This window comes from Pseudomonas sp. LB3P25, from assembly GCF_054897985.1.
Genome location: NZ_CM142711.1, coordinates 6,279,668 through 6,305,613, shown reverse-complemented (window position 1 = coordinate 6,305,613; position 25,946 = coordinate 6,279,668). Strand labels below are relative to the sequence as shown.

The window sequence follows — 25,946 nt, the reverse complement described above, 5'->3', positions numbered from 1 at the left end:
TTGATGCCATTTGTCTGTAGGAGCTGTCGAGTGAAACGAGGCTGCGATCCTTTGATCTTTAAAAGCAAAGATCGCAGCCTCGTTTCACTCGACAGCTCCTACAGTTGAATGACATTACCCAAAGAGGGGCAGGTCCAAAAAATAAAACCCGCTCCCCGAAAGGAGCGGGCGGGTCGAGCTTAAGCTTGAGTGGCGTACTTGGCCAGACGCGGATCGTTCTTCAGAACGGCCAGGGTGTTGGTATGCACGTCGTCAGCGGTCACGTCAGCCTTGCTGAAGATCTGCTGGAAATGCTCATGAGTGACGGCGGCGAAATGCGCACGGTCTTCCGGCGCCACGCCCAGTACCACAGCGTAAGTGGTCAGCGCTTCGCCCTGACCTTTAGCCATGTCTTCGGACAGCTCGTTCATCATGCCATTCATGGCAATCCAGGATTTGCCGCCATAGGTCAGCGACGCATTAGTCGCGCAACCGTTGGTACCGGAGGTCATACCGAAGGTTGCGTTGCCGGAAGTGCCGTTGGTGGTGGATGCCAGGAAGTGAGCCGGGGTGCCACGCTGACCTTCGAACAGCATGTTGCCCCAACCGCAATCCGGGCCGCCTGGCGCCTGTGCCATGGCGTTGATGGATACAGCGGTGAAGAGAGTACCAAGAAGAATCCGTTTCATAGCGTTGTTCTCTTTATGTGCATACCAATGGACAGGGGTCTGGCCCGATCTGGCGCCAGTGGGCCGGTTATGTTCCAGCCGCGCAGTTTGGAGTTTAGGCACGTTCCTAGGGTTCCGTTATTTTTTGCGAAACATTCGTTGAAAACATTGATTTGGGCCCGGCGCGCTTAGAGATGCCGCTTTGTCTATGCTTTGGCTAGAGGCGCGCCTTGCAAGTGAGGTATGGGCAGCGCCAGAATGCCGCTATCTGCCCCGCCTGATGTAAGGAAGCCCGATGCCTGATCCTGTTGCTGCCAGCTTGCGTCTAGCGCCCGAAGCGCTGACCCGTCCGTTTTCCGCTGAACAGTTCAGCTTCTCTACCACCAATGATTTGGAGCCCTTCCGCGGTGTGCTTGGCCAGGAACGTGCGGTCGAAGCCTTGCAGTTCGGTGTGGCGATGCCACGCCCCGGTTACAACGTATTCGTCATGGGCGAGCCCGGCACCGGCCGGTTTTCGTTCGTCAAACGCTACCTGAAAGCCGAAGGCAAGCGCCTGCAGACCCCGGCGGACTGGGTCTATGTCAACAATTTCGATGATCCTCGCGAACCTCGCGCACTGGAATTGCCTTCGGGCACCGCTGGCGCCTTTATCGATGACATCAACGGCTTGATCGACAACCTGCTGGCGACTTTTCCGGCCGTGTTCGAACACCCGTCCTACCAGCAAAAGAAAAGCGCCATCGACCGCGCCTTCAATCAACGCTATGACCGCGCACTGGATGTCATCGAGCGTCTGGCGCTGGAGAAGGACGTTGCGCTGTACCGCGACAGCACCAATATTGCCTTCACCCCAATGAGCGAAGGCAAGGCCGTTGACGAAGCCGAATTTGCCCAGTTGCCGGAAGCTGATCGCGAGCGGTTTCACGAGGATATTTCGTGGCTGGAAGAGCGGCTGAACGAAGAGCTCGCCAGCCTGCCGCAATGGAAGCGTGAGTCGAGCAATCAACTGCGCCAGCTCAACGAAGAAACCATCACCCTGGCCTTGCAACCATTGCTCGCGCCGCTGTCGGAAAAGTACGCGGAAAACGCCGGCGTTTGCGGTTACCTGCAAGCAATGCAGGTGTATCTGCTCAAGACTGTGGTCGAGCAGCTGGTGGACGATAGCAAGGCTGACGCGATCGCCCGCAAGCTGCTGGAAGAGCAATACGCTCCGAGCCTGGTGGTCGGTCATCCGTTCAGCGGCGGTGCGCCAGTGGTCTTTGAGCCGCACCCGACCTACGAAAACCTGTTCGGCCGCATCGAGTACACCACTGATCAGGGCGCGCTCTACACCACGTATCGGCAGTTGCGTCCGGGTGCGCTGCACCGCGCCAACGGCGGCTTCTTGATTCTTGAAGCGGAAAAAATGCTCAGCGAGCCGTTTGTGTGGGATGCGCTCAAACGCGCGCTGCAATCGCGAAAACTGAAAATGGAATCGCCGCTGGGCGAGATGGGCCGTTTCGCCACCGTGACCCTTACGCCGCAACATATTCCGTTGCAGGTCAAAGTTGTCATCATCGGCGCCCGGCAGCTCTACTACACGCTGCAGGACCTCGATCCGGACTTCCAGGAGATGTTCCGGGTCCTGGTAGACTTCGACGAAGACATCCCGATGGTCGACGAAAGCCTGGAACAGTTCGCCCAGTTGCTCAAAACCCGTACCTCCGAAGAAGGCATGGCGCCGCTGACCGCTGATGCGGTGGCGCGTCTGGCGACTTACAGTGCTCGCCTGGCTGAGCATCAAGGGCGTTTGTCGGCGCGGATCGGAGATCTGTTCCAGCTGGTCAGCGAGGCAGATTTCATTCGCCAACTGGCCAGTGATGAAATGACCGACGCCGGGCACATCGAACGCGCGCTCAAGGCCAAGGCCACCCGTACCGGGCGTGTTTCTGCGCGGATTCTCGATGACATGCTGGCAGGGATCATCCTGATCGACACCGCAGGTGCGGCGGTCGGCAAGTGCAACGGGCTGACAGTGCTGGAGGTCGGTGACTCGGCCTTCGGTATACCGGCGCGGATCTCCGCCACGGTCTACCCGGGTGGCAGCGGCATCGTCGACATCGAGCGTGAGGTCAACCTCGGCCAGCCGATTCACTCCAAGGGCGTGATGATCCTCACCGGGTATCTGGGCAGCCGTTACGCCCAGGAATTCCCGCTGGCGATTTCCGCCAGTATCGCCCTGGAGCAATCTTACGGTTACGTCGATGGTGATAGTGCATCGTTAGGTGAGGCTTGCACGCTGATTTCGGCGCTGTCGAAAACCCCGCTCAAGCAGTGCTTTGCGATCACCGGCTCGATCAACCAGTTCGGTGAAGTGCAGGCGGTGGGTGGGGTCAACGAGAAGATCGAAGGCTTCTTCCGGCTATGCGAAGCCCGCGGGCTGACCGGTGAGCAGGGGGCAATCATTCCCCACGCCAACGTTGCCACGCTGATGCTCGACGAGAAAGTGCTGACGGCGGTGCGCGCGGGGCAGTTCCACGTCTACGCCGTGCGTCAGGCTGATGAAGCCCTGAGCCTGTTGGTCGGCGAGCCGGCCGGCGCGCCGGATGCCGATGGCCAGTTCCCAGAAGGCAGCGTTAACGCGCGGGTGGTAGAACGCTTGCGGGTTATCGCAGAAATGATCAGCGAAGAAGACCTGAAAGAAGCCGAGAAAGAAGCTGCGCAGGAAGCACTGGTCGAAGCCAAGCCCGCCTGACACAAAACCCCTGTAGGAGCCGGAGCAAGCTCGGCTCCTACAGGTTTTTGTGTATTGTCGAAATCGACATTCAGATCAAAGGTGTCATCAGTCTGGCGTCAATATTCACACAATGACCATTCGGCGCCTTCTGGTCTTACCTGACGTGCTAGTCAAACTTTTCCTCTATTCTCAGGTCAAGGATATCGACAGTAATCACTGGATCGAGACAGCCTTCCCGTGGGGGCTGAATACCGGATCTACCGAGGGTCGCCGCCATGTCGCGCAACCTCTGCCTCACCCGTCAATGCCTGGGCCTTGTGACCCGTATCGAGTGTGCCATCCGCCCATTGGCGGGGGATACGGGCATGTGGACCTTACTCTTTGCCGCCGGAATGGCCGGCGAACAACCTTCTGCCATCAAAGCCCAAGGCCCGTTTCATGGTCCCTTTGTGGCTGAGTCGATCCTCGACACCATCGTTGAAAGTCTCACCTTGCACGGCTACGAGCTGGCCGATGATCCGCAGATCTGGTGCCTGCACCTGCAAGCTCAGCTGCGGGAAATCAATGGTGGCCGCTGCCGCAACCCTGGAGGTTTCGAGTTTCGGCCCGAGCACTGAACAGGCTATTGAGCAAGGTGGGACGTGTCCGCCTTGTCGAGTTTGACCTCGAAACCATATTGCACGGTGGCGAGATCAGTTCGTTGATAGGTTTCCAGACGGGCAGGCTGCCCGTAGAAGTAATGCACCCCCAATAATGCCGGGCCTTCTGCGCTCGCATCGTGGCTGACCGACAGAATCTCCTTCAGATAATTGCCGCTGTCGTCCTTGGCGAAGAAACGCCACTCCTGGGCGGGAAATAGCTTCAAATCAACCACCAGCGCATTGCCTTTGAGCGCTAGGCCTTTGGGCAACTGGTGGGCGTCGATGGTTTGCTTTTCGACGGTTGCGAGGAACAGCGGCATGGAGCCCACCGCGTAAGCCGGGGTTTCTGGAAACAGGTTCAAGTCGTAGGTGATGGTGCCGCGCAGGGGGTCGACCTGGTAAGCCTCTGGGGGCAATTCGATGGGCTCATCGCGCTTGCCGTTACCGTCCTCGGTAAAGAAACTGACCGGGCTTTCGCCGGGGTTGAAGGATGTTCCCAGCAGCTCATCATTGAAGCTTTTGGGGTGATCGAACTCGATACGCGCGGCACTGGGGTCTTCGACCGACTGACTGATTCTGACGCTCTTTTTCAGTTGTTCCTCGCCAAGCGTGGCGCCCTTGAGCCAGATCGGGGCCTGGTCGTCGTACACCACCACCGGCAACGTCAGTGGCTGGATGGTCTTTTCCGTGGTGTGTGAGTCGAAGCGACGTACCGGCAAATTCAGGTCCTTGCGGGTCACCGTGGCGGTTGAAAAGTCCAGTACGCTGACCTCGAGGGTTTCGATCGGCCCATTGAAGTACACCTTGGAATAATGGTGGGTCTGTTGCTTCTCAAACGCGCGCTGCTCTTCATTGATCTGTTTCTCGAAGCTCTCGCTCCAGGCTTTCTGCTGCTGCATTTTCGCCAGTTGCTGTTGATAGAAAGTAATTTGTGCGGCGGTTTCGTTGATCGAGCCTGAGCGCGAGAGAAATTGCCCGGTGTTGTCTTTGGCCTGGACGATCAGCGGGTTCAGCGGTGTTTCGCTGACCTCGGGGGCCAGTGGTGCGCTGTTGTTGAATTCGATTTCGGCGTAGTTGTTTGCAAGGTTCAGCAGGGTGACGCTGAGGTTGTCGTTGGTGCGAGTCTGGCCGACGTCCTTTTTCGTCAGGTCGAAGCTGTAGAGCCGGCGCGGCGCGATCACTTCCACCTTGCCTTGCAGACTCACCGGTTGTGGCTGGTTCTTTTTGTCCACATCCAGGCCGTCGATGAATGGATAGGTCACCGTCAAATCATCGGGGTTGGTCAGGTTGGAGCTCGACGGACTGAGCTGAATACCCGGATCGGTTTCCGACCATTCCGGCTGAAACGCAATGACACGTTTGTTGCTCAGCGTCACCGATTGCCATTCAAGGCCATGGGGAAAGAGAAACGCGGCCGGAATGTTGAAGTTGAAGGGGAACACCGGTTGCAGATCGGTCAGGTAGTCGGAACTGGAGTCCTTGTGCAGCACGAACAGACCGTTGATGTACGTGTCGACCAAGGCTTGTGGAGTGGGGTAGTGCTTGAGGATGGCGAGGGCGTCTTCGCCATATTCTGTTTCCGCCGGTTTGCTGTCGAGTTTGAGTTGCGCACGCTCAAGCAACAACAGTGAGCCGCCGAGTTCAGCCACGGCATCCTTGAGTTTTGGATCTTGAATCGCATCCAGAGACTTCTCGAACTGCGCAGTCTTTTCCTCGAGGCTGACCTGGCGCTTCTCATCGCTGGGTGAGCAAGCGCTCATCAGCAAAGCCAGGCAAATTCCGGCGCTCGTTAAAGGCAATCGCACATCCATTTCCCGTCTTCCTGTCCGATGTCGCTGAACTGTCAATGCTTTGGACACTAGCAGAAAAACCTTGTCACACACGCGCAGGTTGCGGATTTCCCGGCGGTTTCTGGCTGCTTCTGGGTATAGACAGGTGGCTGGTATACTCGCGGCCATTTCCAGTCCACGTGTGAGATTCAATGGAACGCTTTATCGAAAATACAATGTACGCCAGCCGCTGGCTGCTGGCGCCGATCTACTTCGGTCTGTCGCTTGGGCTGCTGGCCCTGGCGCTGAAATTCTTCCAGGAAGTCTTCCACGTCATCCCTAACGTGTTCTCGATGGCCGAGTCGGATCTGATTCTGGTGTTGCTGTCGCTGATCGACATGGCGCTGGTGGGCGGCTTGCTGGTGATGGTGATGATTTCCGGGTACGAGAACTTTGTTTCCCAACTGGACATCGACGAAAGCAAGGAGAAACTCAACTGGCTGGGCACCATGGATTCCTCTTCATTGAAAATGAAGGTGGCCGCTTCCATCGTTGCCATTTCGTCCATCCACCTGCTGCGGATTTTCATGGACGCCAAGAACGTCGATCCCGAGCATTTGAAGTGGTACGTGATCATCCACATGACCTTCGTGATTTCGGCGTTTGCCATGGGTTATCTGGATAAGCTGACCAAGCACTGATCGCCTTTCATTGCTATACCAAACCGCCCGTCTGTTGCGAAACAGACGGGCGGTGTCGTTTGTGGCTTGTACTTTGATGCGCCGAGGCCTATGCCTGTAAGGATCTTGGCTCGCCATTGCGTGAGGTGCGTTCATGGACCTGAAAGAGTTGAATGCTTATGCCATCGCCGGGAAGGTCGATGAGCTCAACCTGATCTCGATGGAAGGCGGGATCTACCTGTTGGAGGCACGGATGCACGGCGCGGCGTATCCATTGAGTGATGCTCACGGCCAAATGTTTCATCTGCGCTCGGTCGAGCATGCACGTGAAGTGCTTCATGCCTTTCCCAGCTTGCGGCTCAATCTGGTGCATACCTCGGTTCATGACGAAATGTGCGGACTCGGCGCCAGTGCCGGGGAAAATCTGAAAGTACCGATCGCTTTCCGTTGAGCCATGTAGGGCTGACGCACTCTCATCAATGCGACGGCATCTGTGCTAGTCTGCTGGCCCTTTTGGTTCCGGGCGCTCCGGGACGCGCTGTGCACGCACGGCAAGTTCCAGGGCCGTCCGCACAGCGGAGCAGTGTCATGTCCGAAGTAAATCTGTCCACCGACGAAACCCGCGTCAGCTACGGTATTGGCCGTCAGCTGGGCGATCAACTGCGCGACAACCCGCCACCGGGCGTTAGCCTGGACGCGATCCTGGCGGGGCTGACCGATGCTTTCGCCGGCAAGGAAAGCCGTGTGGGTCAGGAAGAAATGTCCGCGAGCTTCAAGGTTATTCGCGAAATCATGCAAGCTGAAGCTGCTGCCAAAGCTGAAGCGGCTGCTGGCGAAGGTCTGGCATTCCTGGCTGAAAACGCCAAGCGTGATGGCATCACCACCCTGGCTTCCGGCCTGCAATTTGAAGTGCTGACTCAAGGTGAAGGCGCCAAGCCAACCCGTGAAGATCAAGTGCGCACTCACTACCACGGTACTCTGATCGACGGCACTGTGTTCGACAGCTCCTACGATCGTGGTCAGCCGGCAGAATTCCCGGTTGGCGGCGTGATCGCTGGCTGGACTGAAGCCCTGCAACTGATGAACGCCGGTAGCAAATGGCGTCTGTACGTGCCGAGCGAACTGGCTTACGGCGCTCAAGGCGTTGGCAGCATTCCGCCGCACAGCGTACTGGTATTCGACGTCGAACTGCTCGACGTTCTGTAAGACCCGGCCCGATATTACGTCGGGCTAATGTGGGAGCGAGCCTGCTCGCGAAAGCGGTAAAACAGTCGACAGAGATGTTGAATGTTAGTCAGCCTTCGTCGGAACGCCGCCCGGAGCCGGCTCGCTCCCACAGGTTTTGCGATGATCTTCATACTTCGAACTTGGTATTGAGATCATGAGACGGGCGCAATGCCCGGGCATAGCAGAACAGAAACAGATTGCGCACCAGTTCCTTGAGCACCACCGGCTCGCTGGAACTCAAGCCGTTGACGTCCAGATCACCCTGATCCTGCAGCTCGTTCAAGGCTTCTTCTTCAAGTACCGCACAGACTTCCCCGGTTTCCCGATGCAGGATCCTGAGGTAAGGGTGTGGGCGGTCCAGCCAGGCATCGATCAAATAAGTCATGGGTCTCATCTCCATTGATGGGTTTCAATGAGAATAATTTTTATTCATTAAATAGCAAGAACCTATTGGCTGTTTGTGTTTTTTTAAGGGTAAAGGTTGCGTAAGGTCAAAACGGCTGGCGTTTGGCTATTGCGAGGGATTGTTGGGGGAAGCGGGGGAGGGTGAAGCACCATCCCACGCAGGGCGAGGGATGGAATACAGCAGGCTCAGACTTTTCTGACGAACTCGGATTTGAGCTTCATCGGGCCGATGCCGTCGATCTTGCAGTCGATGTCGTGATCACCCTCGCACAGGCGGATGTTCTTGACCTTGGTGCCGACCTTGACCACCAGCGACGTGCCTTTGACCTTCAGGTCCTTGATCACGGTGATGGTATCGCCGTCCTGCAGGACGTTGCCGACCGAATCCTTTTTCACGGTGTCATCGGACACTGCTTCGGCTTCGCCGCTGGCGGACCACTCATGGGCGCACTCAGGGCAGATCAGCTGGGCGCCGTCTTCGTAGGTGTATTCGGAATTGCATTTTGGGCAGGGTGGCAACGTGCTCACTAAAGCTCCTTGGATTCAGGATCGCTAAAAAGCGCACATTGTATAGGGTTTTAGGTGGGAGGGGGTGGCGCCCAAAAACCTGTGGGAGCGAGCCTGCTCGCGAAAGCGATGTGTCAGTCAGCATCGATGTCGACTGGCAGATTGCATTCGCGAGCAGGCTCGCTCCCACAGTGGGCAGTATCAGTGCGTGCGGGCTACCGCAAACTCACTTAACTCAACCAGTGCATCGCGGTATTCGCTGGCAGGCAGCGCGTCGAGGCATTTGATCGCGCGGGCCACGTAGTCACGGGCCAGTTGGGCGGTGTAATCCAGCGAACCTGAGGCTTCCACTGCTTCGCGGATGCTTTCCAGGTCTTCGATGCCGCCTTTCTGGATCGCCTTGCGTACCAGTGCAGCCTGCTCCGGCGTGCCTTCGCGCATGGTGTAGATCAGCGGCAGGGTCGGCTTGCCTTCGGCCAGATCGTCACCGACGTTCTTGCCCAGGGTTTCGGCGTCGCCTTTGTAGTCCAGCAAGTCGTCGACCAATTGGAACGCCACGCCCAGATGATCGCCAAACGTACGCAGGGCTTCTGCCTGTTCCGATGTAGCTTCGCAGAGCGCTGCCGCACTGTGGGTCGACGCTTCGAAGAGCATCGCGGTCTTGCCGCGGATGACTTCCATGTAGGTTTCTTCGGTGGTGCTGGCGTCACGGACCTTGGACAGCTGCAACACTTCGCCTTCGGCAATGATGCGCGTGGCTTGAGAAAGGATCTTCATCACCGGCATGGAGCCCAGTTCGACCATCATTTCGAAGGAGCGCGAATACAGGAAGTCGCCCACCAGCACGCTAGGGGCGTTGCCCCACATGGCGTTGGCGGTCGAGCGGCCACGGCGCATGCCGGACATGTCGACCACGTCGTCATGCAGCAGGGTGGCGGTGTGCAGGAACTCGATGGTCGCGGCCAGCAGGCGCAGGTCATCGCCTTCGCGGCCCAGGGCCTTGCCACACAGCAACACTAATAAAGGACGCAGGCGTTTGCCGCCGGCCGAGGTAATGTAATCGCCGATTTTCGATACCAGCGGCACTCGGGAAGTCAGCTGCTTCTTGATGATGCCGTCGACGGCGCTAAAATCGTCCGCCACCGCGCGGTAGAAAGCTTGGGGTTGCATCAGCGACAGTTGCTCCAGAAGGGTTGCGCGGCATGCTAGGACCCACGTCGGCGGGTGTCAAGGTACGATGGACGGCCTCTTGCATCACCCCGGTAGCTTGCGTACAATCGCGCACCCTGAACTTCCTGGGCAGCACCTGCCTTACGCAATTGCAAACAGGCCTTCCAGCCTTATGCAGCCATGCCAGCCAATACCTCTTCTTATAAAGAGCTGGGTGAGCAGGATTATCGGAGAAATACCATGTCGTACGCAGTAATTGTTACTGGTGGCAAGCAATACAAGGTCGCCCCAGGTGAATACCTGAAGATCGAAAAACTGGAAATCGCTACCGGCGAATCCGTTACTTTTGATCGCGTTCTGTTGGTCGCCAATGGCGATGACGTGAACATCGGCGCTCCAGTTGTTGCTGGCGCTACCGTTGTGGCTGAAGTGATCTCCCAAGGTCGTCACGATAAAGTCCGCATCATCAAGTTCCGTCGTCGTAAGCACCACATGAAGCGTATGGGCCACCGCCAGTGGTACACCGAGATCAAAATCACCGGTATTCAGGCTTAATTTCAGCCTAATTCCTCACTAGGAGAATTGACTCATGGCACACAAAAAAGCTGGTGGTAGTACCCGTAACGGTCGCGACTCAGAAGCCAAACGCCTTGGCGTGAAGATGTATGGCGGCCAGGTTATCATTCCGGGCAACATCATCGTGCGTCAGCGCGGCACCCAATTCCACGCCGGTTACGGTGTTGGCATGGGTAAAGATCACACTCTGTTCGCTAAAATCGACGGCGTGATCAAGTTTGAAGTAAAAGGCGCTTTCAACCGCCGTTACGTGAGCATTGTCCCGAAGACTGAAGTCGTCGCGGCATAATTACGTAGTTGCTGGAAAAGCCCTGTCTCGCGACGGGGCTTTTTCGTTTGTGGGGTGAGTCTCTTGCAAAGCTGTTTGTGATGGGCTCCAGCGCTGGATTTGCGGTCGTTGATTGAGGTCGCTGCGCTCATTTTTGCAAGAGTCTTATGTCTTGGTTTTTTCGGCTCGTCCGTATGACGAGAGGCGTTTTGTTATGAAGTTTGTTGATGAAGTATCGATTCGAGTAAAGGCCGGTGACGGCGGCAACGGTTGCATGAGCTTCCGTCGCGAAAAATTCATTGAAAACGGCGGCCCGAACGGCGGTGACGGTGGTGATGGCGGCTCGGTCTACATGATCGCCGACGAAAACCTCAACACGCTGGTGGACTACCGTTACACCCGGCACTTTGATGCCGAGCGTGGTTCCAACGGCGGCAGCACCGACTGCACCGGTAAGAAAGGTGAAGAGCTGGTCCTGCGTGTTCCGGTTGGCACTACCGTCATCGACTCCGCTACTCAGGAAGTGATTGGCGACCTGACCAAGGCGGGTCAGCGTCTGTTGGTTGCTCACGGCGGCTGGCACGGTCTGGGTAACACCCGATTCAAATCCAGCACCAACCGTGCTCCGCGTCAGACCACGCCGGGCAAGCCGGGTGAAGCGCGTGATCTGAAGCTGGAAATGAAAGTGTTGGCTGACGTCGGTCTGCTGGGCTTGCCGAACGCTGGCAAAAGTACCTTCATTCGTTCGGTGTCGGCCGCCAAGCCGAAAGTCGCCGACTACCCGTTCACCACCTTGGTGCCGAACCTGGGTGTGGTCAGCGTCGATCGCTGGAAAAGCTTCGTGGTCGCGGACATTCCGGGTCTGATCGAAGGCGCTTCCGATGGCGCAGGCCTGGGGATTCGCTTCCTCAAGCACTTGTCGCGTACGCGTCTGTTGCTGCACCTCGTGGACATGGCGCCGCTCGATGACGCCAGTGCGCCGGATGCTGCTGAAGTGATCGTCAGCGAACTGACCAAGTTCAGCCCGTCCCTGGCTGAGCGGGATCGTTGGTTGGTGCTGAACAAGTGCGACCAGATCCTTGAAGAAGAGCACGATGCTCGCGTCAAGGAGATCGTTGATCGCCTGGAGTGGACCGGTCCGGTCTACGTGATCTCGGCCATCTCCAAGTTGGGCACCGAGCGTCTGTGCCACGACATCATGCGCTACATGGAAGATCGCGCTGATCGCCTGGCTAACGATCCGGCCTACAAAGAAGAGTTGGCCGAGCTCGATCAGCGTATCGAAGACGAAGCCCGTGCTCAGCTGCAGGCTCTGGATGACCAGCGTGCCCTGCGCCGTAGCGGCGTGAAGTCGGTCCATGACATCGGCGACGATGATTGGGACGAAGAAGATGTGGATGACGAAGACGGTCCGGAAATCATTTACGTGCGTGACTGATTCGTTGCGATAAACTTAAGCGCCGCTCACTAGAGCGGCGTTTTAGTATCTGGAAATCGGTAGTCACGAATAACGTTACGGGCAGCGCTGGGTCGCGCTGTCCTCAAGCTAAGGTTGAAGATGATGCGGAGCAAGGTGACAGGTGCGCAGCGTTGGGTCGTGAAGATCGGCAGCGCGTTGCTGACGGCGGACGGCAAGGGCCTGGATCGCGCGGCAATGGGTGTTTGGGTCGAGCAGATGGTGGCTTTGCATGAGGCTGGCGTCGAGCTGGTGCTGGTGTCCTCCGGGGCGGTGGCGGCCGGCATGAGTAGCTTGGGCTGGACCGTACGACCCAGTGCGATGCACGAGTTGCAGGCCGCTGCCGCCATTGGTCAGATGGGGTTGGTGCAGGCCTGGGAATCGAGCTTTGCCGAGCATGGCCGGCATACCGCACAGATTCTCCTGACGCACGACGACTTGTCCGACCGCAAGCGCTACCTGAACGCCCGCAGCACCTTGCGCGCGTTGGTTGAGCTGAAGGTTATTCCGGTGATCAACGAAAACGACACCGTGGTCACTGATGAGATACGTTTCGGCGACAACGACACGCTCGCGGCGCTGGTGGCCAACCTGGTCGAGGCTGATCTGTTGGTGATCCTTACCGATCGCGACGGCATGTTCGACGCCGATCCGCGTAATAACCCTAACGCCAGCCTGATTTACGAAGCGCGCGCCGATGATCCGGCGCTGGACGCGGTGGCTGGCGGTACGGGTGGTGCGCTGGGTCGTGGCGGCATGCAGACCAAATTGCGTGCTGCGCGGCTGGCGGCTCGTTCTGGTGCGCATACCATCATCGTTGGCGGGCGTATTGAGCGTGTGCTGGATCGCCTCAAGGCGGGCGAGCGCATCGGCACCTTGCTGTCGCCTGAGCGCGGCCTGTTGGCGGCGCGCAAGCAATGGCTGGCCGGGCACCTGCAAACCCGCGGCACGCTCGTGCTGGATGCCGGTGCGGTGACGGCGCTGTCCAAAGGCAACAAAAGTTTGCTGCCTGTGGGCGTCAAACTGGTCCAGGGCAGCTTCCGTCGTGGCGAGATGGTGGTTTGCGTGGCGCCGGACGGTCGTGAAATCGCCCGAGGTCTGGCCAACTACAGCGCGCTGGAAGCACAGAAAATCATCGGTCAGTCGTCTGAGGCGATTGTCGGTCTGTTGGGTTACATGGCGGAGCCGGAACTGGTTCATCGCGATAACCTGATCCTGGTCTGAAGGAATACCTGAATGCGCGTGGCAAAAGGATTGTTGGGTCTGCTGTTGGCGATGCCGCTGTTGGCCTCGGCCGAGGAGATTGGTCAGGTGTCGACGGTGTTCAAGTTTGTCGGCCCGAACGACCGTATCGTCGTCGAGGCGTTTGATGATCCCAAGGTCGAGGGTGTGACCTGCTACCTGTCGCGAGCCAAGACTGGCGGCGTGAAGGGTGGTCTGGGATTGGCTGAAGATCGCGCTGAAGCGTCGATCGCTTGTCGTCAGGTCGGACCGATCAGCTTCAAAGGCGAGTTGAAGGATGGTGACGAGGTGTTCAAGGAGCGCACGTCGCTGGTGTTCAAGACCATGCAGGTGGTGCGATTCCTCGACAAGAAGCGCAATACGCTGGTGTACCTGGTCTACAGCGATCGTTTGATCGAGGGCAGTCCGCAGAATGCGGTGACAGCCATCCCGATCCTGCCGTGGACGCACGCTCAATAAGCTGGCGAATATCCAAATTGTGGGAGTGAGCCTGCTCGCGAAAGCGGCGTAACAGTCAACGATGATGTTGAATGTAACGACCCCTTCGCGAGCAGGCTCGCTCCCACATTTTTTTGCTCGGCAGTTGTTAAATCGCAGGCAATAAAAAACCGACCCTGGCAGGCTGTGTGAAAACGCACTGATGGTGGTTCCAAGCAAACGCCCCGACTTGTTCGGGGCGTTTGCTTTTGTGCAGACAGCAGGCGAAAAAGGCTTTTCAGCCCATCAACGCCATCAGTTGGCGCGCGCCGAGCACGTTAATTGCTCGTTTCAGGTTGTAGGCGTTCACTGCCAAGGCCATTTCGGCTCTTGTACCCTCAAGCTGTCGCAGCAGGAAGCGAGCATTGCCAAACAACCACTGCTTAAGGTTGCCGAACGGATGCTCAACGATGGATCTTCGAGCGGTCATCATTTCTGGATGCGCCAGCATTCGCTGCTCCATTCGTTCGAAAGCCTCTTCATGAGCATGGCGTGTGACATAGCGGCGCTGGGCCTCAGTACATTGCGCTTTCAGCGGACAGGCGGCGCAGTCGCTAACCGCCGCCTGATAGATGCGATCCCCCTTACTGATCTGCTTGAGTGTCAGCCATTTGCCGGCAGGACATTGATATCGATCCTGCGCTGCATCGTAGGTAAACACTGTTCGATCGAAGAACGCCTGCTCCTTACCGCAGGAGTTACTTGACCGATTCGGCGGTACATAAACCGTGATGTTCTCATCCTCACAAGCCTGGAACTGCCTGCCATTCGAGTAGCCCGCATCGGCAGTGACCGTCAGTTCATCTTGCTGCAGTTGTTCCTTGGCGGCCTTGGCCATCGGCTCAAGTTGCTTGCGATCATCACTGTCCTGAGTGACTTCATGATGCAGAATCAGGCAATGCTCAGCGTCCACGGCGGTTTGCACGTTGTACGCAACCCGCGGCCCTTTGTGCGTTCGCATCATTCGGGCATCGCTTTCGTGGGTATTGAATTGCTCAAGCTCCATTGATTTCATCAGTGCCTGGCACGTCAGGTTATTGGAGTGCCTGAGTTCAAGTTGCGCCAAAGCCGTCTTGACCGCACTGCGATCAACCACCTCATTGGCTTCGTTTTTATCCGCCTCATCCAACTCGGCCAAATACTGAGCGATGCGTTTATCCAGCTTCTGCTCCTGGTGCTTGAGCCGCTTCAAATTCATATGACGCCGCGAGGAAGCAACCGCCTGAAACTTGCTGCCATCGATGGCCACCAGCTCGCCGGCGATGAGACCCACCGTGCGGCAAAACTGGACGAAGGCACGACAGGTCGCGATAAAGGCAGCTTTGTTGTTCTTGCGAAAGTCGGCAATGGTCTTGAAGTCGGGTTTGAGCCGGTTGATCAACCACATCACTTCGATGTTGCGCTGGCACTCGGCTTCGAGACGCCGCGATGAGCGAATCCGCTGGAAATAGCCATAGAGGAACAGCTTGAGCTGATCGGCGGGATCGTAAGAGGGGCGCCCGGTACCTTTTGATAAGGCTTTATCAAAACCCAAGCGCACAAGATCAAGCTTGGCGACGTAGGTGTCGATCACACGAACGAGGTGATCCTCGGGGATCAACTCTTCCAGCGAGACCGGGAACAGGCTGGTCTGGCTGCGGGACTGTCCTTGGATGTAGGCCATAACGAAAAATGCTCCGTATCTTTCGATACGGAGCATTTTCTTTGAGCTCCGCGCAGATTGCTAGGTTTTCACACAGTCTGCTGGGGTCGGTTTTTTAACAAGCTTATCGCTTATGCGGCAACAGCAAGGTTCAGAGCCTTGACGTGACCGTTCAGGCGGCTCTTATGACGAGCAGCCTTGTTCTTGTGGATGATGCCTTTATCGGCCATACGGTCGATAACTGGCACGGCCAGAACGTAAGCAGCTTGAGCTTTTTCAGCGTCTTTTGCGTCAATGGCTTTAACTACATTCTTGATGTAGGTACGAACCATGGAACGCAGGCTGGCGTTGTGGCTGCGACGCTTCTCAGCCTGTTTTGCACGTTTTTTGGCGGAAGGTGTGTTGGCCACCGTCGAGCTCCTCGAAAGACTTTTTAGGAAATAGCAAACAAAATAGGCCGCGAATCATGCCGATGAGTTGATGTCTTGTCAAGGGCGGTTGAGACGTTCCGCTAAGTGGTAGGTATAAAGAGGCGGGATATTTATTTCCGGCGCTTGACCTGTAAACTCGCGAGCTTTGGCTCTGTGCTGCTGCGGCGCGGAGTATCGCATAAGTAGGCGCTTTGTTCGCCTGCTGTTTATCGACAGGCACAAACTCTTTCAATGAATCTGCTCAAATCGTTGGCCGCCGTCAGCTCTATCACGATGCTTTCCCGGATTCTGGGGTTCGTTCGTGACACCCTTATCGCGCGTACATTTGGTGCGGGGATGGCGACCGACGCCTTCTTTATCGCCTTCAAATTGCCCAATCTGCTGCGGCGGATCTTCGCCGAGGGGGCATTTTCCCAGGCATTTGTGCCGATTCTTGCCGAATACAAAAGCCAGAAGGGCGAGGAGGCGACGCGAACCTTCATTGCCTACGTCTCGGGCCTGCTGACGCTGGTGCTGGCGTTGGTCACCGCTTTGGGCATGATCGCTGCGCCGTGGGTCATCTGGGCGACCGCGCCGGGTTTCATCGATACGCCGGAAAAATTCGAGCTGACGGCCAGCCTGTTGCGCGTGACCTTTCCTTATATATTGCTGATCTCCCTGTCTTCATTGGCCGGGGCGATCCTCAATACCTATAACCGCTTCTCGGTGCCGGCCTTCGTGCCGACCCTGCTCAACGTCAGCATGATCATCTTTTCGGTGTTCCTGACGCCGTACTTCGATCCGCCGGTCATGGCGCTGGGCTGGGCAGTACTGGTAGGTGGTGTGGCGCAATTGCTCTATCAGCTGCCGCACCTGAAAAAGATCGGTCTGCTGGTGTTGCCACGACTGAACCTGCGTGACAGCGGCGTCTGGCGGGTCATGAAACAAATGCTGCCGGCGATTCTCGGCGTTTCGGTGAGCCAGATTTCGCTGATCATCAATACCATTTTCGCCTCGTTCCTGGTCGCCGGTTCTGTGTCCTGGATGTACTACGCCGACCGGTTGATGGAATTGCCTTCCGGCGTTCTGGGCGTGGCGCTGGGCACTATTCTCCTGCCGACCCTGGCCAAGACCTACGCCAGCAAGGATCGTCAGGAATACTCGCGAATCCTCGATTGGGGTCTGCGCCTGTGCTTCATGCTGGTGTTGCCGTGCTCCCTGGCGCTGGGGATTCTCGCCGAGCCGTTGACCGTTTCGCTGTTCCAGTACGGCCAGTTCAGCGCGTTTGACGCTTCCATGACCCAACGGGCGCTGATCGCTTATTCGGTCGGTTTGCTCGGGATTATCGTGATCAAAGTGCTGGCGCCGGGCTTTTATGCGCAACAAAACATCCGCACGCCGGTAAAAATCGCGATTTTTACCCTGGTCGTTACCCAATTGTTTAACCTGGCGTTGATCGGCCCGTTGGCCCACGCCGGTCTGGCGCTGGCTATCAGCATCGGCGCGTGCATTAACGCCGGTCTGCTGTTCTATCAACTGCGCAAGCAGCAGATGTATGAGCCGCAACCGGGTTGGGCGAAGTTCGGCTTCAAGCTAGTGATTGCAGTGTTGGTGATGTCTGCTGTGTTACTGGTCGGGATGCATTTCATGCCAGCCTGGGATCAGGGGCATATGCTGGAGCGGTTCCTGCGTCTGGGCGCATTGGTCGTTGCCGGAGTGGTCGCTTATTTCGGCATGTTGCTGTTGATGGGCTTCCGTTTGCGCGACTTCAATCGCAAGGCCTTGAGCTGAGGTCGCGGCCTCAATATACACGGGCGAGCCGGCAGTTTTGTCGGCTCGATCACTTTGGGTTACGGTGTTGCCTGTCGTCGGCCGCCGGGTGTGGTTATAATCGACCACTTTATGAGCAAGAAGCGCGTTATGCAGCTGGTTCGAGGCCTCCACAACCTGCGCCCCCAGCATCGGGGCTGTGTCGCCACTATTGGCAACTTTGACGGTGTTCACCGCGGCCACCAGGCTATCCTGGCGAGGCTCCGTGAGCGTGCGCTCGAGTTGGGCGTGCCCAGCTGCGTGGTGATTTTTGAGCCGCAGCCGCGAGAGTTCTTCGCTCCGGACACGGCGCCGGCCCGTCTGGCTCGCCTGCGAGACAAATTGCAGCTGCTGGCCGAGGAAGGTGTCGACCGGGTGCTGTGCCTGGCCTTCAACCAGCGCTTGAGCAAGCTCAGCGCCAGCGAATTCGTCGATACCATTCTGGTGGACGGCCTCGGTGTGCAACATCTTGAGGTCGGTGACGATTTCCGTTTCGGCTGTGACCGGGTAGGGGATTTCGATTTCCTGCAACAGGCTGGCGTCCTTCAGGGTTTTACCGTGGAAGCGGCGCAGACCGTGGAGCTGGACGGTATTCGCGTCAGCAGTACCCAGGTCCGCAATGCCCTGGCCGCTGCCGATTTTGCCCTGGCCGAGCGACTGCTCGGACGTCCGTTCCGGATTGCCGGACGGGTCCTGCATGGCCAGAAGCTGGCGCGCCAATTAGGTACGCCCACGGCCAACATACAACTCAAGCGTCGTCGCGTGCCGCTGACCGGGGTTTACCTGGTCAACGTCGATATCGACGGCAAGACCTGGCCAGGCGTCGCCAATATCGGCGTGCGCCCCACGGTCCAAGGGGATGGCAAAGCCCACCTCGAAGTGCATCTTTTAGATTTTGCCGGCGATCTGTATGACCGGCGTTTGACGGTGGTTTTCCACCACAAGCTGCGTGAAGAGCAGCGTTTCGCCTCTCTGGAGGCGCTTAAGACGGCGATCAATGCGGATGTTGCCGCCGCCCGTGCCCTGTCGCACCTAGCGCCAATCGCTAATGAAGAGCCTTAAATGACCGACTATAAAGCCACGCTAAACCTTCCGGACACCGCCTTCCCAATGAAGGCCGGCCTGCCTCAGCGCGAACCGCAGATTCTGCAGCGCTGGGACAGCATTGGCCTGTACGGTAAGTTGCGCGAGATTGGCAAGGATCGTCCGAAGTTTGTACTTCATGACGGTCCTCCGTACGCCAACGGCACGATTCACATCGGTCATGCGCTGAACAAGATTCTCAAGGACATGATTATCCGCTCGAAAACCCTGTCGGGTTTCGACGCGCCTTATGTTCCGGGCTGGGACTGCCACGGCCTGCCGATCGAGCACAAAGTCGAAGTGACCCACGGTAAAAACCTGGGCGCGGACAAAACCCGCGAACTGTGCCGTGCCTACGCCACCGAGCAGATCGAAGGCCAGAAGTCCGAATTCATCCGTCTGGGCGTGTTGGGCGACTTTGCCAACCCGTATAAGACCATGGACTTCAAAAACGAGGCCGGCGAAATCCGCGCCTTGGCCGAAATCGTCAAGGGCGGTTTCGTGTTCAAGGGTCTGAAGCCTGTGAACTGGTGCTTCGACTGCGGTTCGGCCCTGGCTGAAGCAGAAGTCGAGTACGAGAACAAAAAGTCCTCGACCATCGACGTGGCGTTCCCGATTGCCGACGAAGCCAAGCTGGCTGCCGCTTTCGGTCTGCCGTCGCTGGGCAAACCGGCCTCGATCGTGATCTGGACCACCACCCCGTGGACCATCCCGGCCAACCAGGCGTTGAACGTTCACCCGGAATTCAACTACGCCCTGGTCGACGTCGGCGACAAACTGCTGGTGCTGGCTGAAGAGCTGGTCGAGTCGTGCCTGGCCCGTTACAACCTGGAAGGTTCGGTCATCGCGACCACCACCGGTAAAGAGCTGGAGCTGATCAACTTCCGTCACCCGTTCTACGATCGCTTGTCGCCGGTTTACCTGGCCGACTACGTCGAGCTGGGCGCTGGCACCGGTGTGGTTCACTCCTCGCCAGCCTACGGCGTGGACGACTTCGTGACCTGCAAGAAGTACGGCATGGTCAACGATGACATCATCAATCCGGTACAAAGCAACGGCGTTTACGTACCGTCGCTGGAGTTCTTCGGCGGCCAGTTCATCTGGAAGGCCAACCCGGCTATCGTCGACAAGTTGACCGAAGTGGGTGCGTTGCTGCACACCAGCATCATTGAACACAGCTACATGCACTGCTGGCGCCACAAGACCCCGCTGATCTACCGCGCCACCGCGCAGTGGTTCATCGGCATGGACAAAGAGCCTGTCAGCGGCGAAACCCTGCGCAAGCGCGCGATCAAAGCCATCGAAGACACCAAGTTCGTTCCGGCCTGGGGCCAGGCGCGCCTGCACTCGATGATTGCCAACCGTCCGGACTGGTGCATCTCCCGTCAGCGCAACTGGGGCGTGCCGATCCCGTTCTTTCTGAACAAGGAAAGCGGCGAACTGCACCCCCGTACCGCCGAATTGATGGAAGAAGTCGCCAAGCGCGTCGAAGTCGAAGGCATCGAAGCCTGGTTCAAGATGGACGCCGCCGAGTTGCTCGGTGACGAAGCGCCGCAGTACGACAAGATCAGCGACACCCTGGATGTCTGGTTCGATTCCGGTACCACGCACTGGCACGTTCTGCGCGGTTCGCACCCGATGGGCCACGAGACCGGTCCACGTGCCGACCTGTACCTGGAAGGTTCGGACCAACACCGTGGCTGGTTCCACTCGTCGTTGCTGACCGGTTGCGCCATCGACAACCACGCGCCATACCGCGAACTGCTGACTCACGGCTTCACCGTCGATGAGTCCGGCCGCAAGATGTCCAAGTCCCTGGGCAACGTGATCGCGCCGCAAAAGGTCAACGACACCCTGGGCGCCGACATCATGCGTCTGTGGGTCGCTTCTACCGACTACTCGGGTGAAATGGCGGTTTCCGAGCAGATCCTGCAGCGCAGTGCGGACGCCTACCGGCGTATCCGTAACACCGCGCGTTTCCTGCTCTCCAACCTGACCGGCTTCAACCCGGCCACCGACATCCTGCCCGCCGAAGAAATGCTGGCGCTGGACCGTTGGGCCGTGGACCGCACCCTGCTGCTGCAACGTGAGCTGCAAGAGCACTATGGTGAGTACCGCTTCTGGAACGTCTACTCCAAGATCCACAACTTCTGCGTGCAGGAGCTGGGCGGTTTCTACCTCGACATCATCAAAGACCGTCAGTACACCACTGGTGCCAACAGCAAGGCCCGCCGTTCGGCGCAAACCGCGCTGTACCACATCTCCGAAGCGCTGGTTCGCTGGATCGCGCCGATCCTGGCGTTCACCGCCGATGAGCTGTGGGAATACCTGCCGGGCCAGCGTAACGAATCCGTGATGCTCAACACCTGGTACGAAGGCCTGACCGAGTTGCCGGAAGGCGTCGAGCTGGACCGCGCCTACTGGGAGCGGATCATGGCGGTGAAGGTCGCGGTCAACAAGGAAATGGAGATCCAGCGCGCAGCCAAGGCTGTCGGTGGCAACCTGCAAGCCGAAGTGACGCTGTTCGCCGAAGAGGCGCTGAGCGCCGATCTGGCCAAGCTGAGCAACGAACTGCGCTTCGTACTGATCACCTCGACCGCTACCGTTGCACCTTTTGTTCAGGCACCAGAGGACGCGGTAGTCACCGAAGTCAGCGGTTTGAAACTGCAAGTGGTCAAGTCGAGCCACGCCAAGTGCGCCCGTTGCTGGCACTGCCGTGAAGACGTCGGCGTGAACCCGGAGCATCCGGAAATCTGCGGTCGTTGCGTCGACAACATCAGCGGCGCTGGCGAGGTTCGTCACTATGCCTAATGCGGCTGGCCGTTTCGGACGGCTGAGCTGGCTCTGGTTGAGTTTGCTGGTCCTGGTCATCGACCAGGCCAGCAAGTTCTACTTCGAAGGCAAGCTCGAGATGTACCAGCAAATCGTGGTGATCCCCGATTTGTTCAGCTGGACCCTGGCTTACAACACGGGCGCGGCGTTCAGCTTCCTGGCCGACAGTTCCGGCTGGCAGCGCTGGTTGTTTGCCCTGATCGCGGTCGCGGTCAGTGCGGTGCTGGTGGTGTGGCTCAAGCGTCTGGGGCGCAACGATACCTGGCTGGCCGTCGCTTTGGCGCTGGTGCTGGGTGGCGCGCTGGGTAATCTGTATGACCGCATTGCCCTGGGCCATGTGATCGATTTCATTCTGGTGCATTGGCAGAACCGCTGGTATTTCCCGGCGTTCAACTTTGCCGACAGTGCAATTACTGTCGGTGCCGTGATGCTTGCGCTGGATATGTTCAAAAGCAAAAAGACCGGAGAAGCCGTTCATGACTGAACAGGTATTGGCTGAGCAACGCATCCGCCAGAACACGGAAGTCACCTTGCACTTTGCACTGCGCCTGGAGAACGGCGACACCGTCGACAGCACCTTCGACAAAGCCCCGGCGACCTTCAAGGTCGGTGACGGCAACCTGTTGCCAGGTTTCGAAGCAGCGCTGTTCGGCTTCAAGGCTGGCGACAAGCGTACGCTGACGATTCAGCCGGAAAACGCTTTTGGCCAACCCAACCCGCAGAACGTACAGATCATCCCGCGCTCGCAGTTCAAGGACATGGAACTGTCACCGGGCTTGCTGGTGATCTTTAACGATGCGGCTAATACTGAGTTGCCCGGCGTGGTGAAGGCATTCGATGACGAGCAAGTGACCATCGACTTCAACCACCCGCTGGCCGGCAAGACATTGACCTTTGACGTCGAGATCATCAACGTCAAATCGCTGTAACCTGTGGGAGCGAGCCTTTGTGGCGAGGGGATTTATCCCCGTTGGGGTGCGAAGCGCCCCTGAACCCAACCACCGCGGTCTTGAATGAGAACGCGCTGTCTGGTTTACGATTGCTTCGCAATCGAACGGGGATAAATCCCCTCACCACAAAGGCTCGCTCCCACAGTAAGTAGTTTTTCTACTGTTTTCGCTATTTTCTTGCGCGCAAGACACGAGGCACAGCATGCAAATCAAACTCGCCAACCCCCGTGGCTTCTGCGCCGGTGTGGACCGCGCGATCGAAATCGTCAACCGCGCCCTGGAAGTCTTCGGGCCGCCGATCTATGTGCGCCACGAAGTGGTCCACAACAAGTTCGTCGTCGAAGACCTGCGTGCTCGCGGGGCGATCTTCGTCGAAGAACTGGATCAGGTGCCGGATGACGTCATCGTGATCTTCAGTGCCCACGGTGTTTCCCAGGCCGTGCGTACCGAAGCCGCCGGTCGTGGCCTGAAGGTGTTCGACGCCACCTGTCCCCTGGTGACCAAAGTACACATCGAAGTGGCGCGCTACAGCCGCGACGGCCGTGAATGCATTCTCATCGGCCACGCCGGTCACCCGGAAGTCGAAGGCACCATGGGCCAGTACGATGGCAGCAATGGTGGCGCGATCTACCTGGTCGAAGACGAGAAAGACGTCGCCGCCTTGCAGGTGAACAACCCTGAAAAACTGGCGTTCGTGACCCAGACCACCCTGTCCATGGACGATACCAGCCGCGTCATCGACGCACTGCGTACACGCTTCCCGGCGATCGGTGGCCCGCGCAAGGACGACATCTGCTACGCCACGCAAAACCGTCAGGACGCGGTGAAGCAACTGGCCGACGAATGCGATGTGGTACTGGTGGTCGGCAGCCCGAACAGCTCCAACTCCAATCGCTTGCGTGAACTGGCCGAGCGCATGGCCACCCCGGCCTACCTGATCGATGGTGCCGAAGACCTGCAAAAGAGCTGGTTCGAGGGTGTCGAGCGAATCGGCATCACCGCTGGCGCCTCCGCACCGGAAGTCCTGGTGCGTGGCGTGATCCAGCAGTTGCAGGCGTGGGGCGCTACCGGTGCCGATGAACTGGCCGGTCGCGAGGAGAACATCACCTTCTCCATGCCTAAAGAGTTACGGGTCCGCTCGCTGCTCTGAGTTTTCTCCTCCCTCGCATAACGCCTGTGCAGTCTTTTTGCTGCGCAGGCTGACGCGACCGCTCGCGGCCAGCACCACCTGGTACTGACTCAGCGGTTCGTTTGATGCGCAAATGTGTAATGTCCCCGATTGAAAACCACCGTACAGTGGTTCGCCCAAATGGCTGAATCGTACGGAAGTTCTGACATATTGATTGCCGAAAATCGGCACCCGAGTGCCACTCCGGCGCTCGACCAGCAGCGGATTACTGCTGTCCTCATGACCTTTGCCATTTACATCCAGAATGATCCGCCAGCCCTGGCTCCAGTCGTCGTTTATCCCGTGGATGACAACGGGCTGGTTTCGCATGATCGCCTCGCTTCTGGCACTGCGCATACCGCTGACCAGAGACTGCGCCGCCTCCTCGCGATAATTCGATTCTGAAAGTGTTGCAAACGCCGGACTGACCAATAGCAGAACAATCCCGATAATTGTCAGTCCCATGAGCAGTTCGATCAGGCTGAAACCTCGCTGATGCATGTTATCTCCCTCCCTGGAGTGCTGCGGCCCGCGCGATCCCTGCGCGAGTAATAGCAAAACAACCGAACACCTGCCGGTCGAATGTTCTAGCGTGTAAAAGCAGGTATAGCCGACGGCAACGGAGGGCACCGATGGATCATCGTACAAAAGGTTTCACGCTGATCGAGTTGCTGATCGCGCTCGCGGTATTTCTGGTCCTGATCACTCTGGCCGTACCGGCGTTTACCCATTCGGTGCAAAGCACCAAGGCCGACACCGAAATCGGTGATCTGCAACGGGGTCTGAATTTCGCCCGGCTCGAGGCGATCGATCGGGGTGTCACCACCCGGGTTCGCCCAACTGCGCAAGGCGGTGCCTGGACCGGGGATCTTTCGGTCTATGACGGTACTGGCAAATTGGCCAAAGTATTGCGGGTTGTTCCAGCGATGAGCAGCGGGGCGACTCTGACGCTAACCTCAGGAGTGACCGCCATCGATTTCAACAATCTGGGCGGGTTATCGGCACCGTCCACGGCGGTAGTGATCAGCTATGTACTGGGGACGCAAAGCAGGACGCTGAATGTGTGTCTGAACGGACGAATTTTATTGGGTGGAAGTTGCGGATGAGGGGATGGAGCAAGCGGGCACAGGAGGGCATGACGCTGATCGAAGTCTTGGTTGCGTTGTTGATTCTGGGTGTTGGGCTGTTGGGGGCGGCGGCGATTCAGCTCAATGCGCTGAAGTACACCGACAGCTCGCGGATGACCAGCCAGGCGAGTTTTATCGCCTACGACATGATGGATCGCATTCGCGCCAACTCCGCTGCCGATTACACCGTCACGCCGCCGACATCGGCAAACATGAGCGTCGCACGGGACCAGGACCTCTACGACTTCACCACCAACATCGTCACTTTGCTCGGCGCTACCGCCACCGGCAGCGTCACCCTCAATCAGCGGGTGTACACCATCACAATCACCTGGGACGACTCGCGGGCCGCGAATGTCGCCAATTCGCGGCGCAGCTTCGTCCTGACCAGTCGAGCCACCGTCGACCCGGTGTCGACACCATGAACCGGTCCAGCAGAGGTTTCGGCCTGATTGAGTTACTGATCGCCCTGGCACTGAGTTTGGTCGTGGTGCTGGGCGTGGCGCAGATTTTCATCGCGGCCAAGAACACCTACGTCAGCCAGAACGCCGCTGCCGCGATGCAGGAAGATGCGCGTTTTGCACTGAGCAAACTGATTCAGGAAATTCGCATGGTCGGCATGTTCGGTTGTCTGGGGTCGATCACCGACTCAAGCTCGGCGGGTGACTTCAATGCCAGTCAGACAACGCCGATCAGTTGGGACAATGCCAAGCTTAAACTGACCCTGGTGACTGCGGATGTCGGCGGCAGTGGCGGGGCGCCGGTCTGGACGGTGGTGTCTGACTGTCGAAACACCGCGACTGCTTACACTGGCACGCGAACACCTGCACCGGGGCAGTTGGCGTTTCCGATACGACGACTGATCTACAGCTTGAAGAACGGACAACTGACCATGGGCGTCGGTGGCGGTACGCCAACTCAGTTCGTGCTGGTGGATAACGTCAGCGCCTTCGATGTGAGCTTCGGCCTCGCCAGTTCCGCCACCGATGTGGCGGCCTCCAGTTACAGTCCCAACCCGTCAGACCCGGCGCGCATCCGTAGTGTTCGCCTGACGTTGACGCTCACCGACCCGAACAATCAGGTGCGCGATCAAACCTTCAACGTGGTTGCCGCTCTGCGCAACCGATTGCCATGAGGGGAGGGC

The 25,946-nt window shown here is 58.0% G+C and carries 27 protein-coding genes; 19 read left to right on the top strand and 8 right to left on the bottom strand.

Annotation, left to right across the window (positions count from 1 at the left end):
* Positions 1 to 179: 179 nt before the first annotated feature.
* A complete protein-coding gene (locus ACYZTW_RS29070; protein ID WP_462002784.1) occupies positions 180 to 668 on the bottom strand; it encodes a DUF3015 domain-containing protein in 489 nt (162 codons plus the stop codon).
* 274 nt (positions 669 to 942) lie between these two features.
* Between ACYZTW_RS29070 and ACYZTW_RS29065 the strand changes: the two genes are divergently transcribed.
* Together ACYZTW_RS29065 and ACYZTW_RS29060 are read left to right on the top strand one after the other, a co-directional pair.
* A complete protein-coding gene (locus tag ACYZTW_RS29065) occupies positions 943 to 3,381 on the top strand; it encodes a Lon protease family protein (RefSeq protein WP_462002783.1) in 2,439 nt (812 codons plus the stop codon).
* A 257-nt stretch (positions 3,382 to 3,638) separates the two neighbouring features.
* Positions 3,639 to 3,980, top strand: a complete 342-nt coding sequence (locus tag ACYZTW_RS29060; protein WP_046048783.1) for a PA4575 family protein — start codon at positions 3,639 to 3,641, stop codon at positions 3,978 to 3,980.
* Positions 3,981 to 3,985: 5 nt separating this feature from the next.
* Here ACYZTW_RS29060 and ACYZTW_RS29055 read toward each other — a convergent pair whose 3' ends face one another.
* Positions 3,986 to 5,815: a hypothetical protein gene (locus ACYZTW_RS29055; protein ID WP_462002782.1), complete on the bottom strand. Its 1,830-nt coding sequence runs from the start codon at positions 5,813 to 5,815 to the stop codon at positions 3,986 to 3,988.
* Between the two features lie 170 nt (positions 5,816 to 5,985).
* On the opposite strand from ACYZTW_RS29055, the gene ACYZTW_RS29050 reads away from it, so the two are divergent.
* From ACYZTW_RS29050 to ACYZTW_RS29040, 3 genes are all read left to right on the top strand, one after another.
* The gene (locus ACYZTW_RS29050) at positions 5,986 to 6,474 is read left to right on the top strand and encodes a TIGR00645 family protein (protein WP_095166485.1); all 489 of its coding nucleotides are present in this window, start codon (positions 5,986 to 5,988) and stop codon (positions 6,472 to 6,474) included.
* Positions 6,475 to 6,607: 133 nt separating this feature from the next.
* Entirely contained in the window at positions 6,608 to 6,904 is a 297-nt protein-coding gene (locus ACYZTW_RS29045; protein WP_462002781.1) for a DUF6482 family protein, read from the top strand.
* A gap of 137 nt (positions 6,905 to 7,041) precedes the next feature.
* Positions 7,042 to 7,659: an FKBP-type peptidyl-prolyl cis-trans isomerase gene (locus tag ACYZTW_RS29040; protein WP_046048787.1), complete on the top strand. Its 618-nt coding sequence runs from the start codon at positions 7,042 to 7,044 to the stop codon at positions 7,657 to 7,659.
* Between the two features lie 148 nt (positions 7,660 to 7,807).
* On the opposite strand, the gene ACYZTW_RS29035 is transcribed toward ACYZTW_RS29040, so the two are convergent.
* The 3 genes from ACYZTW_RS29035 to ACYZTW_RS29025 form a co-directional block, all read right to left on the bottom strand.
* Positions 7,808 to 8,065 (bottom strand): PA4570 family protein, encoded by a 258-nt coding sequence (locus ACYZTW_RS29035; RefSeq protein WP_018925879.1) that lies wholly within the window; start codon positions 8,063 to 8,065, stop codon positions 7,808 to 7,810.
* 206 nt (positions 8,066 to 8,271) lie between these two features.
* Complete coding sequence (locus tag ACYZTW_RS29030) at positions 8,272 to 8,613, bottom strand: zinc ribbon domain-containing protein YjdM (RefSeq protein ID WP_462002780.1); 342 nt, start codon at positions 8,611 to 8,613, stop codon at positions 8,272 to 8,274.
* Between the two features lie 180 nt (positions 8,614 to 8,793).
* On the bottom strand, positions 8,794 to 9,762 hold the full coding sequence (locus ACYZTW_RS29025) for a polyprenyl synthetase family protein (protein ID WP_123367773.1): 969 nt from the start codon (positions 9,760 to 9,762) through the stop codon (positions 8,794 to 8,796).
* Between the two features lie 240 nt (positions 9,763 to 10,002).
* Here ACYZTW_RS29025 and rplU point away from each other — a divergent pair, with 240 nt between their 5' ends.
* The 5 genes from rplU (at position 10,003) to ACYZTW_RS29000 (ending at position 13,763) form a co-directional block, all read left to right on the top strand.
* Complete coding sequence (rplU, locus tag ACYZTW_RS29020; protein ID WP_003176051.1) at positions 10,003 to 10,317, top strand: 50S ribosomal protein L21; 315 nt, start codon at positions 10,003 to 10,005, stop codon at positions 10,315 to 10,317.
* A 34-nt stretch (positions 10,318 to 10,351) separates the two neighbouring features.
* On the top strand, positions 10,352 to 10,627 hold the full coding sequence (gene rpmA, locus ACYZTW_RS29015; RefSeq protein ID WP_003215862.1) for a 50S ribosomal protein L27: 276 nt from the start codon (positions 10,352 to 10,354) through the stop codon (positions 10,625 to 10,627).
* A 193-nt stretch (positions 10,628 to 10,820) separates the two neighbouring features.
* Positions 10,821 to 12,044, top strand: a complete 1,224-nt coding sequence (gene cgtA / locus ACYZTW_RS29010; RefSeq protein ID WP_461955782.1) for an Obg family GTPase CgtA — start codon at positions 10,821 to 10,823, stop codon at positions 12,042 to 12,044.
* A 123-nt stretch (positions 12,045 to 12,167) separates the two neighbouring features.
* Positions 12,168 to 13,286, top strand: a complete 1,119-nt coding sequence (gene proB / locus ACYZTW_RS29005; protein WP_462005858.1) for a glutamate 5-kinase — start codon at positions 12,168 to 12,170, stop codon at positions 13,284 to 13,286.
* Positions 13,287 to 13,298: 12 nt separating this feature from the next.
* Positions 13,299 to 13,763, top strand: coding sequence for a CreA family protein (locus ACYZTW_RS29000; protein WP_010467533.1), 465 nt, complete (start codon positions 13,299 to 13,301; stop codon positions 13,761 to 13,763).
* A 256-nt stretch (positions 13,764 to 14,019) separates the two neighbouring features.
* Here ACYZTW_RS29000 and ACYZTW_RS28995 read toward each other — a convergent pair whose 3' ends face one another.
* Together ACYZTW_RS28995 and rpsT are read right to left on the bottom strand one after the other, a co-directional pair.
* On the bottom strand, positions 14,020 to 15,444 hold the full coding sequence (locus ACYZTW_RS28995) for an IS1182 family transposase (RefSeq protein ID WP_462002779.1): 1,425 nt from the start codon (positions 15,442 to 15,444) through the stop codon (positions 14,020 to 14,022).
* 110 nt (positions 15,445 to 15,554) lie between these two features.
* Positions 15,555 to 15,833: a 30S ribosomal protein S20 gene (rpsT, locus tag ACYZTW_RS28990; protein WP_008154937.1), complete on the bottom strand. Its 279-nt coding sequence runs from the start codon at positions 15,831 to 15,833 to the stop codon at positions 15,555 to 15,557.
* Positions 15,834 to 16,085: 252 nt separating this feature from the next.
* On the opposite strand from rpsT, the gene murJ reads away from it, so the two are divergent.
* From murJ to ispH, 6 genes are all read left to right on the top strand, one after another.
* A complete protein-coding gene (gene murJ / locus ACYZTW_RS28985) occupies positions 16,086 to 17,624 on the top strand; it encodes a murein biosynthesis integral membrane protein MurJ (protein ID WP_462002778.1) in 1,539 nt (512 codons plus the stop codon).
* Between the two features lie 129 nt (positions 17,625 to 17,753).
* Positions 17,754 to 18,704, top strand: a complete 951-nt coding sequence (gene ribF, locus ACYZTW_RS28980) for a bifunctional riboflavin kinase/FAD synthetase (RefSeq protein WP_056742826.1) — start codon at positions 17,754 to 17,756, stop codon at positions 18,702 to 18,704.
* A complete protein-coding gene (gene ileS / locus ACYZTW_RS28975) occupies positions 18,705 to 21,536 on the top strand; it encodes an isoleucine--tRNA ligase (RefSeq protein WP_462002777.1) in 2,832 nt (943 codons plus the stop codon).
* Entirely contained in the window at positions 21,529 to 22,041 is a 513-nt protein-coding gene (lspA, locus tag ACYZTW_RS28970) for a signal peptidase II (protein WP_462002776.1), read from the top strand. Before ileS ends, lspA begins: the two co-directional genes overlap by 8 nt.
* 7 nt (positions 22,042 to 22,048) lie before the next feature.
* The gene (fkpB, locus tag ACYZTW_RS28965; RefSeq protein WP_178082707.1) at positions 22,049 to 22,486 is read left to right on the top strand and encodes an FKBP-type peptidyl-prolyl cis-trans isomerase; all 438 of its coding nucleotides are present in this window, start codon (positions 22,049 to 22,051) and stop codon (positions 22,484 to 22,486) included.
* A gap of 223 nt (positions 22,487 to 22,709) precedes the next feature.
* Positions 22,710 to 23,657 (top strand): 4-hydroxy-3-methylbut-2-enyl diphosphate reductase, encoded by a 948-nt coding sequence (gene ispH, locus ACYZTW_RS28960; RefSeq protein WP_348124531.1) that lies wholly within the window; start codon positions 22,710 to 22,712, stop codon positions 23,655 to 23,657.
* Here the strand turns inward: ispH and ACYZTW_RS28955 are convergent.
* Positions 23,634 to 24,176, bottom strand: a complete 543-nt coding sequence (locus tag ACYZTW_RS28955; RefSeq protein ID WP_462002775.1) for a GspH/FimT family pseudopilin — start codon at positions 24,174 to 24,176, stop codon at positions 23,634 to 23,636. The genes ispH and ACYZTW_RS28955 overlap by 24 nt on opposite strands.
* Positions 24,177 to 24,307: 131 nt before the next feature.
* Between ACYZTW_RS28955 and ACYZTW_RS28950 the strand changes: the two genes are divergently transcribed.
* From ACYZTW_RS28950 to ACYZTW_RS28940, 3 genes are read left to right on the top strand one after another with little or no spacing between them, the layout of a single operon-like run.
* Positions 24,308 to 24,781: a GspH/FimT family pseudopilin gene (locus ACYZTW_RS28950; RefSeq protein WP_462002774.1), complete on the top strand. Its 474-nt coding sequence runs from the start codon at positions 24,308 to 24,310 to the stop codon at positions 24,779 to 24,781.
* On the top strand, positions 24,778 to 25,227 hold the full coding sequence (pilV, locus tag ACYZTW_RS28945) for a type IV pilus modification protein PilV (protein WP_462002773.1): 450 nt from the start codon (positions 24,778 to 24,780) through the stop codon (positions 25,225 to 25,227). Before ACYZTW_RS28950 ends, pilV begins: the two co-directional genes overlap by 4 nt.
* Positions 25,224 to 25,937 (top strand): PilW family protein, encoded by a 714-nt coding sequence (locus tag ACYZTW_RS28940; RefSeq protein WP_462002772.1) that lies wholly within the window; start codon positions 25,224 to 25,226, stop codon positions 25,935 to 25,937. Before pilV ends, ACYZTW_RS28940 begins: the two co-directional genes overlap by 4 nt.
* Positions 25,938 to 25,946 lie beyond the last annotated feature (9 nt).

Excerpts from the sequence above, each read along its gene's own strand:
- ACYZTW_RS29000 (WP_010467533.1), top strand. The coding sequence starts at position 13,299 with ATGCGCGTGGCAAAAGGATTGTTGGGTCTGCTGTTGGCGATGCCGCTG.
- rpmA (WP_003215862.1), top strand. The coding sequence starts at position 10,352 with ATGGCACACAAAAAAGCTGGTGGTAGTACCCGTAACGGTCGCGACTCA.
- cgtA (WP_461955782.1), top strand. The coding sequence starts at position 10,821 with ATGAAGTTTGTTGATGAAGTATCGATTCGAGTAAAGGCCGGTGACGGC.
- ACYZTW_RS29060 (WP_046048783.1), top strand. The coding sequence starts at position 3,639 with ATGTCGCGCAACCTCTGCCTCACCCGTCAATGCCTGGGCCTTGTGACC.
- ACYZTW_RS28995 (WP_462002779.1), bottom strand. The coding sequence starts at position 15,444 with ATGGCCTACATCCAAGGACAGTCCCGCAGCCAGACCAGCCTGTTCCCG.
- ACYZTW_RS29025 (WP_123367773.1), bottom strand. The coding sequence starts at position 9,762 with ATGCAACCCCAAGCTTTCTACCGCGCGGTGGCGGACGATTTTAGCGCC.
- ACYZTW_RS29055 (WP_462002782.1), bottom strand. The coding sequence starts at position 5,815 with ATGGATGTGCGATTGCCTTTAACGAGCGCCGGAATTTGCCTGGCTTTG.
- ACYZTW_RS28955 (WP_462002775.1), bottom strand. The coding sequence starts at position 24,176 with ATGCATCAGCGAGGTTTCAGCCTGATCGAACTGCTCATGGGACTGACA.
- proB (WP_462005858.1), top strand. The coding sequence starts at position 12,168 with ATGCGGAGCAAGGTGACAGGTGCGCAGCGTTGGGTCGTGAAGATCGGC.
- ispH (WP_348124531.1), top strand. The coding sequence starts at position 22,710 with ATGCAAATCAAACTCGCCAACCCCCGTGGCTTCTGCGCCGGTGTGGAC.
- ACYZTW_RS29035 (WP_018925879.1), bottom strand. The coding sequence starts at position 8,065 with ATGACTTATTTGATCGATGCCTGGCTGGACCGCCCACACCCTTACCTC.
- ribF (WP_056742826.1), top strand. The coding sequence starts at position 17,754 with ATGCAGCTGGTTCGAGGCCTCCACAACCTGCGCCCCCAGCATCGGGGC.
- ACYZTW_RS29050 (WP_095166485.1), top strand. The coding sequence starts at position 5,986 with ATGGAACGCTTTATCGAAAATACAATGTACGCCAGCCGCTGGCTGCTG.
- murJ (WP_462002778.1), top strand. The coding sequence starts at position 16,086 with ATGAATCTGCTCAAATCGTTGGCCGCCGTCAGCTCTATCACGATGCTT.
- ACYZTW_RS28940 (WP_462002772.1), top strand. The coding sequence starts at position 25,224 with ATGAACCGGTCCAGCAGAGGTTTCGGCCTGATTGAGTTACTGATCGCC.
- lspA (WP_462002776.1), top strand. The coding sequence starts at position 21,529 with ATGCCTAATGCGGCTGGCCGTTTCGGACGGCTGAGCTGGCTCTGGTTG.
- ACYZTW_RS29065 (WP_462002783.1), top strand. The coding sequence starts at position 943 with ATGCCTGATCCTGTTGCTGCCAGCTTGCGTCTAGCGCCCGAAGCGCTG.
- ACYZTW_RS29040 (WP_046048787.1), top strand. The coding sequence starts at position 7,042 with ATGTCCGAAGTAAATCTGTCCACCGACGAAACCCGCGTCAGCTACGGT.
- ACYZTW_RS29045 (WP_462002781.1), top strand. The coding sequence starts at position 6,608 with ATGGACCTGAAAGAGTTGAATGCTTATGCCATCGCCGGGAAGGTCGAT.
- ACYZTW_RS29070 (WP_462002784.1), bottom strand. The coding sequence starts at position 668 with ATGAAACGGATTCTTCTTGGTACTCTCTTCACCGCTGTATCCATCAAC.
- ileS (WP_462002777.1), top strand. The coding sequence starts at position 18,705 with ATGACCGACTATAAAGCCACGCTAAACCTTCCGGACACCGCCTTCCCA.
- rplU (WP_003176051.1), top strand. The coding sequence starts at position 10,003 with ATGTCGTACGCAGTAATTGTTACTGGTGGCAAGCAATACAAGGTCGCC.
- pilV (WP_462002773.1), top strand. The coding sequence starts at position 24,778 with ATGAGGGGATGGAGCAAGCGGGCACAGGAGGGCATGACGCTGATCGAA.
- ACYZTW_RS28950 (WP_462002774.1), top strand. The coding sequence starts at position 24,308 with ATGGATCATCGTACAAAAGGTTTCACGCTGATCGAGTTGCTGATCGCG.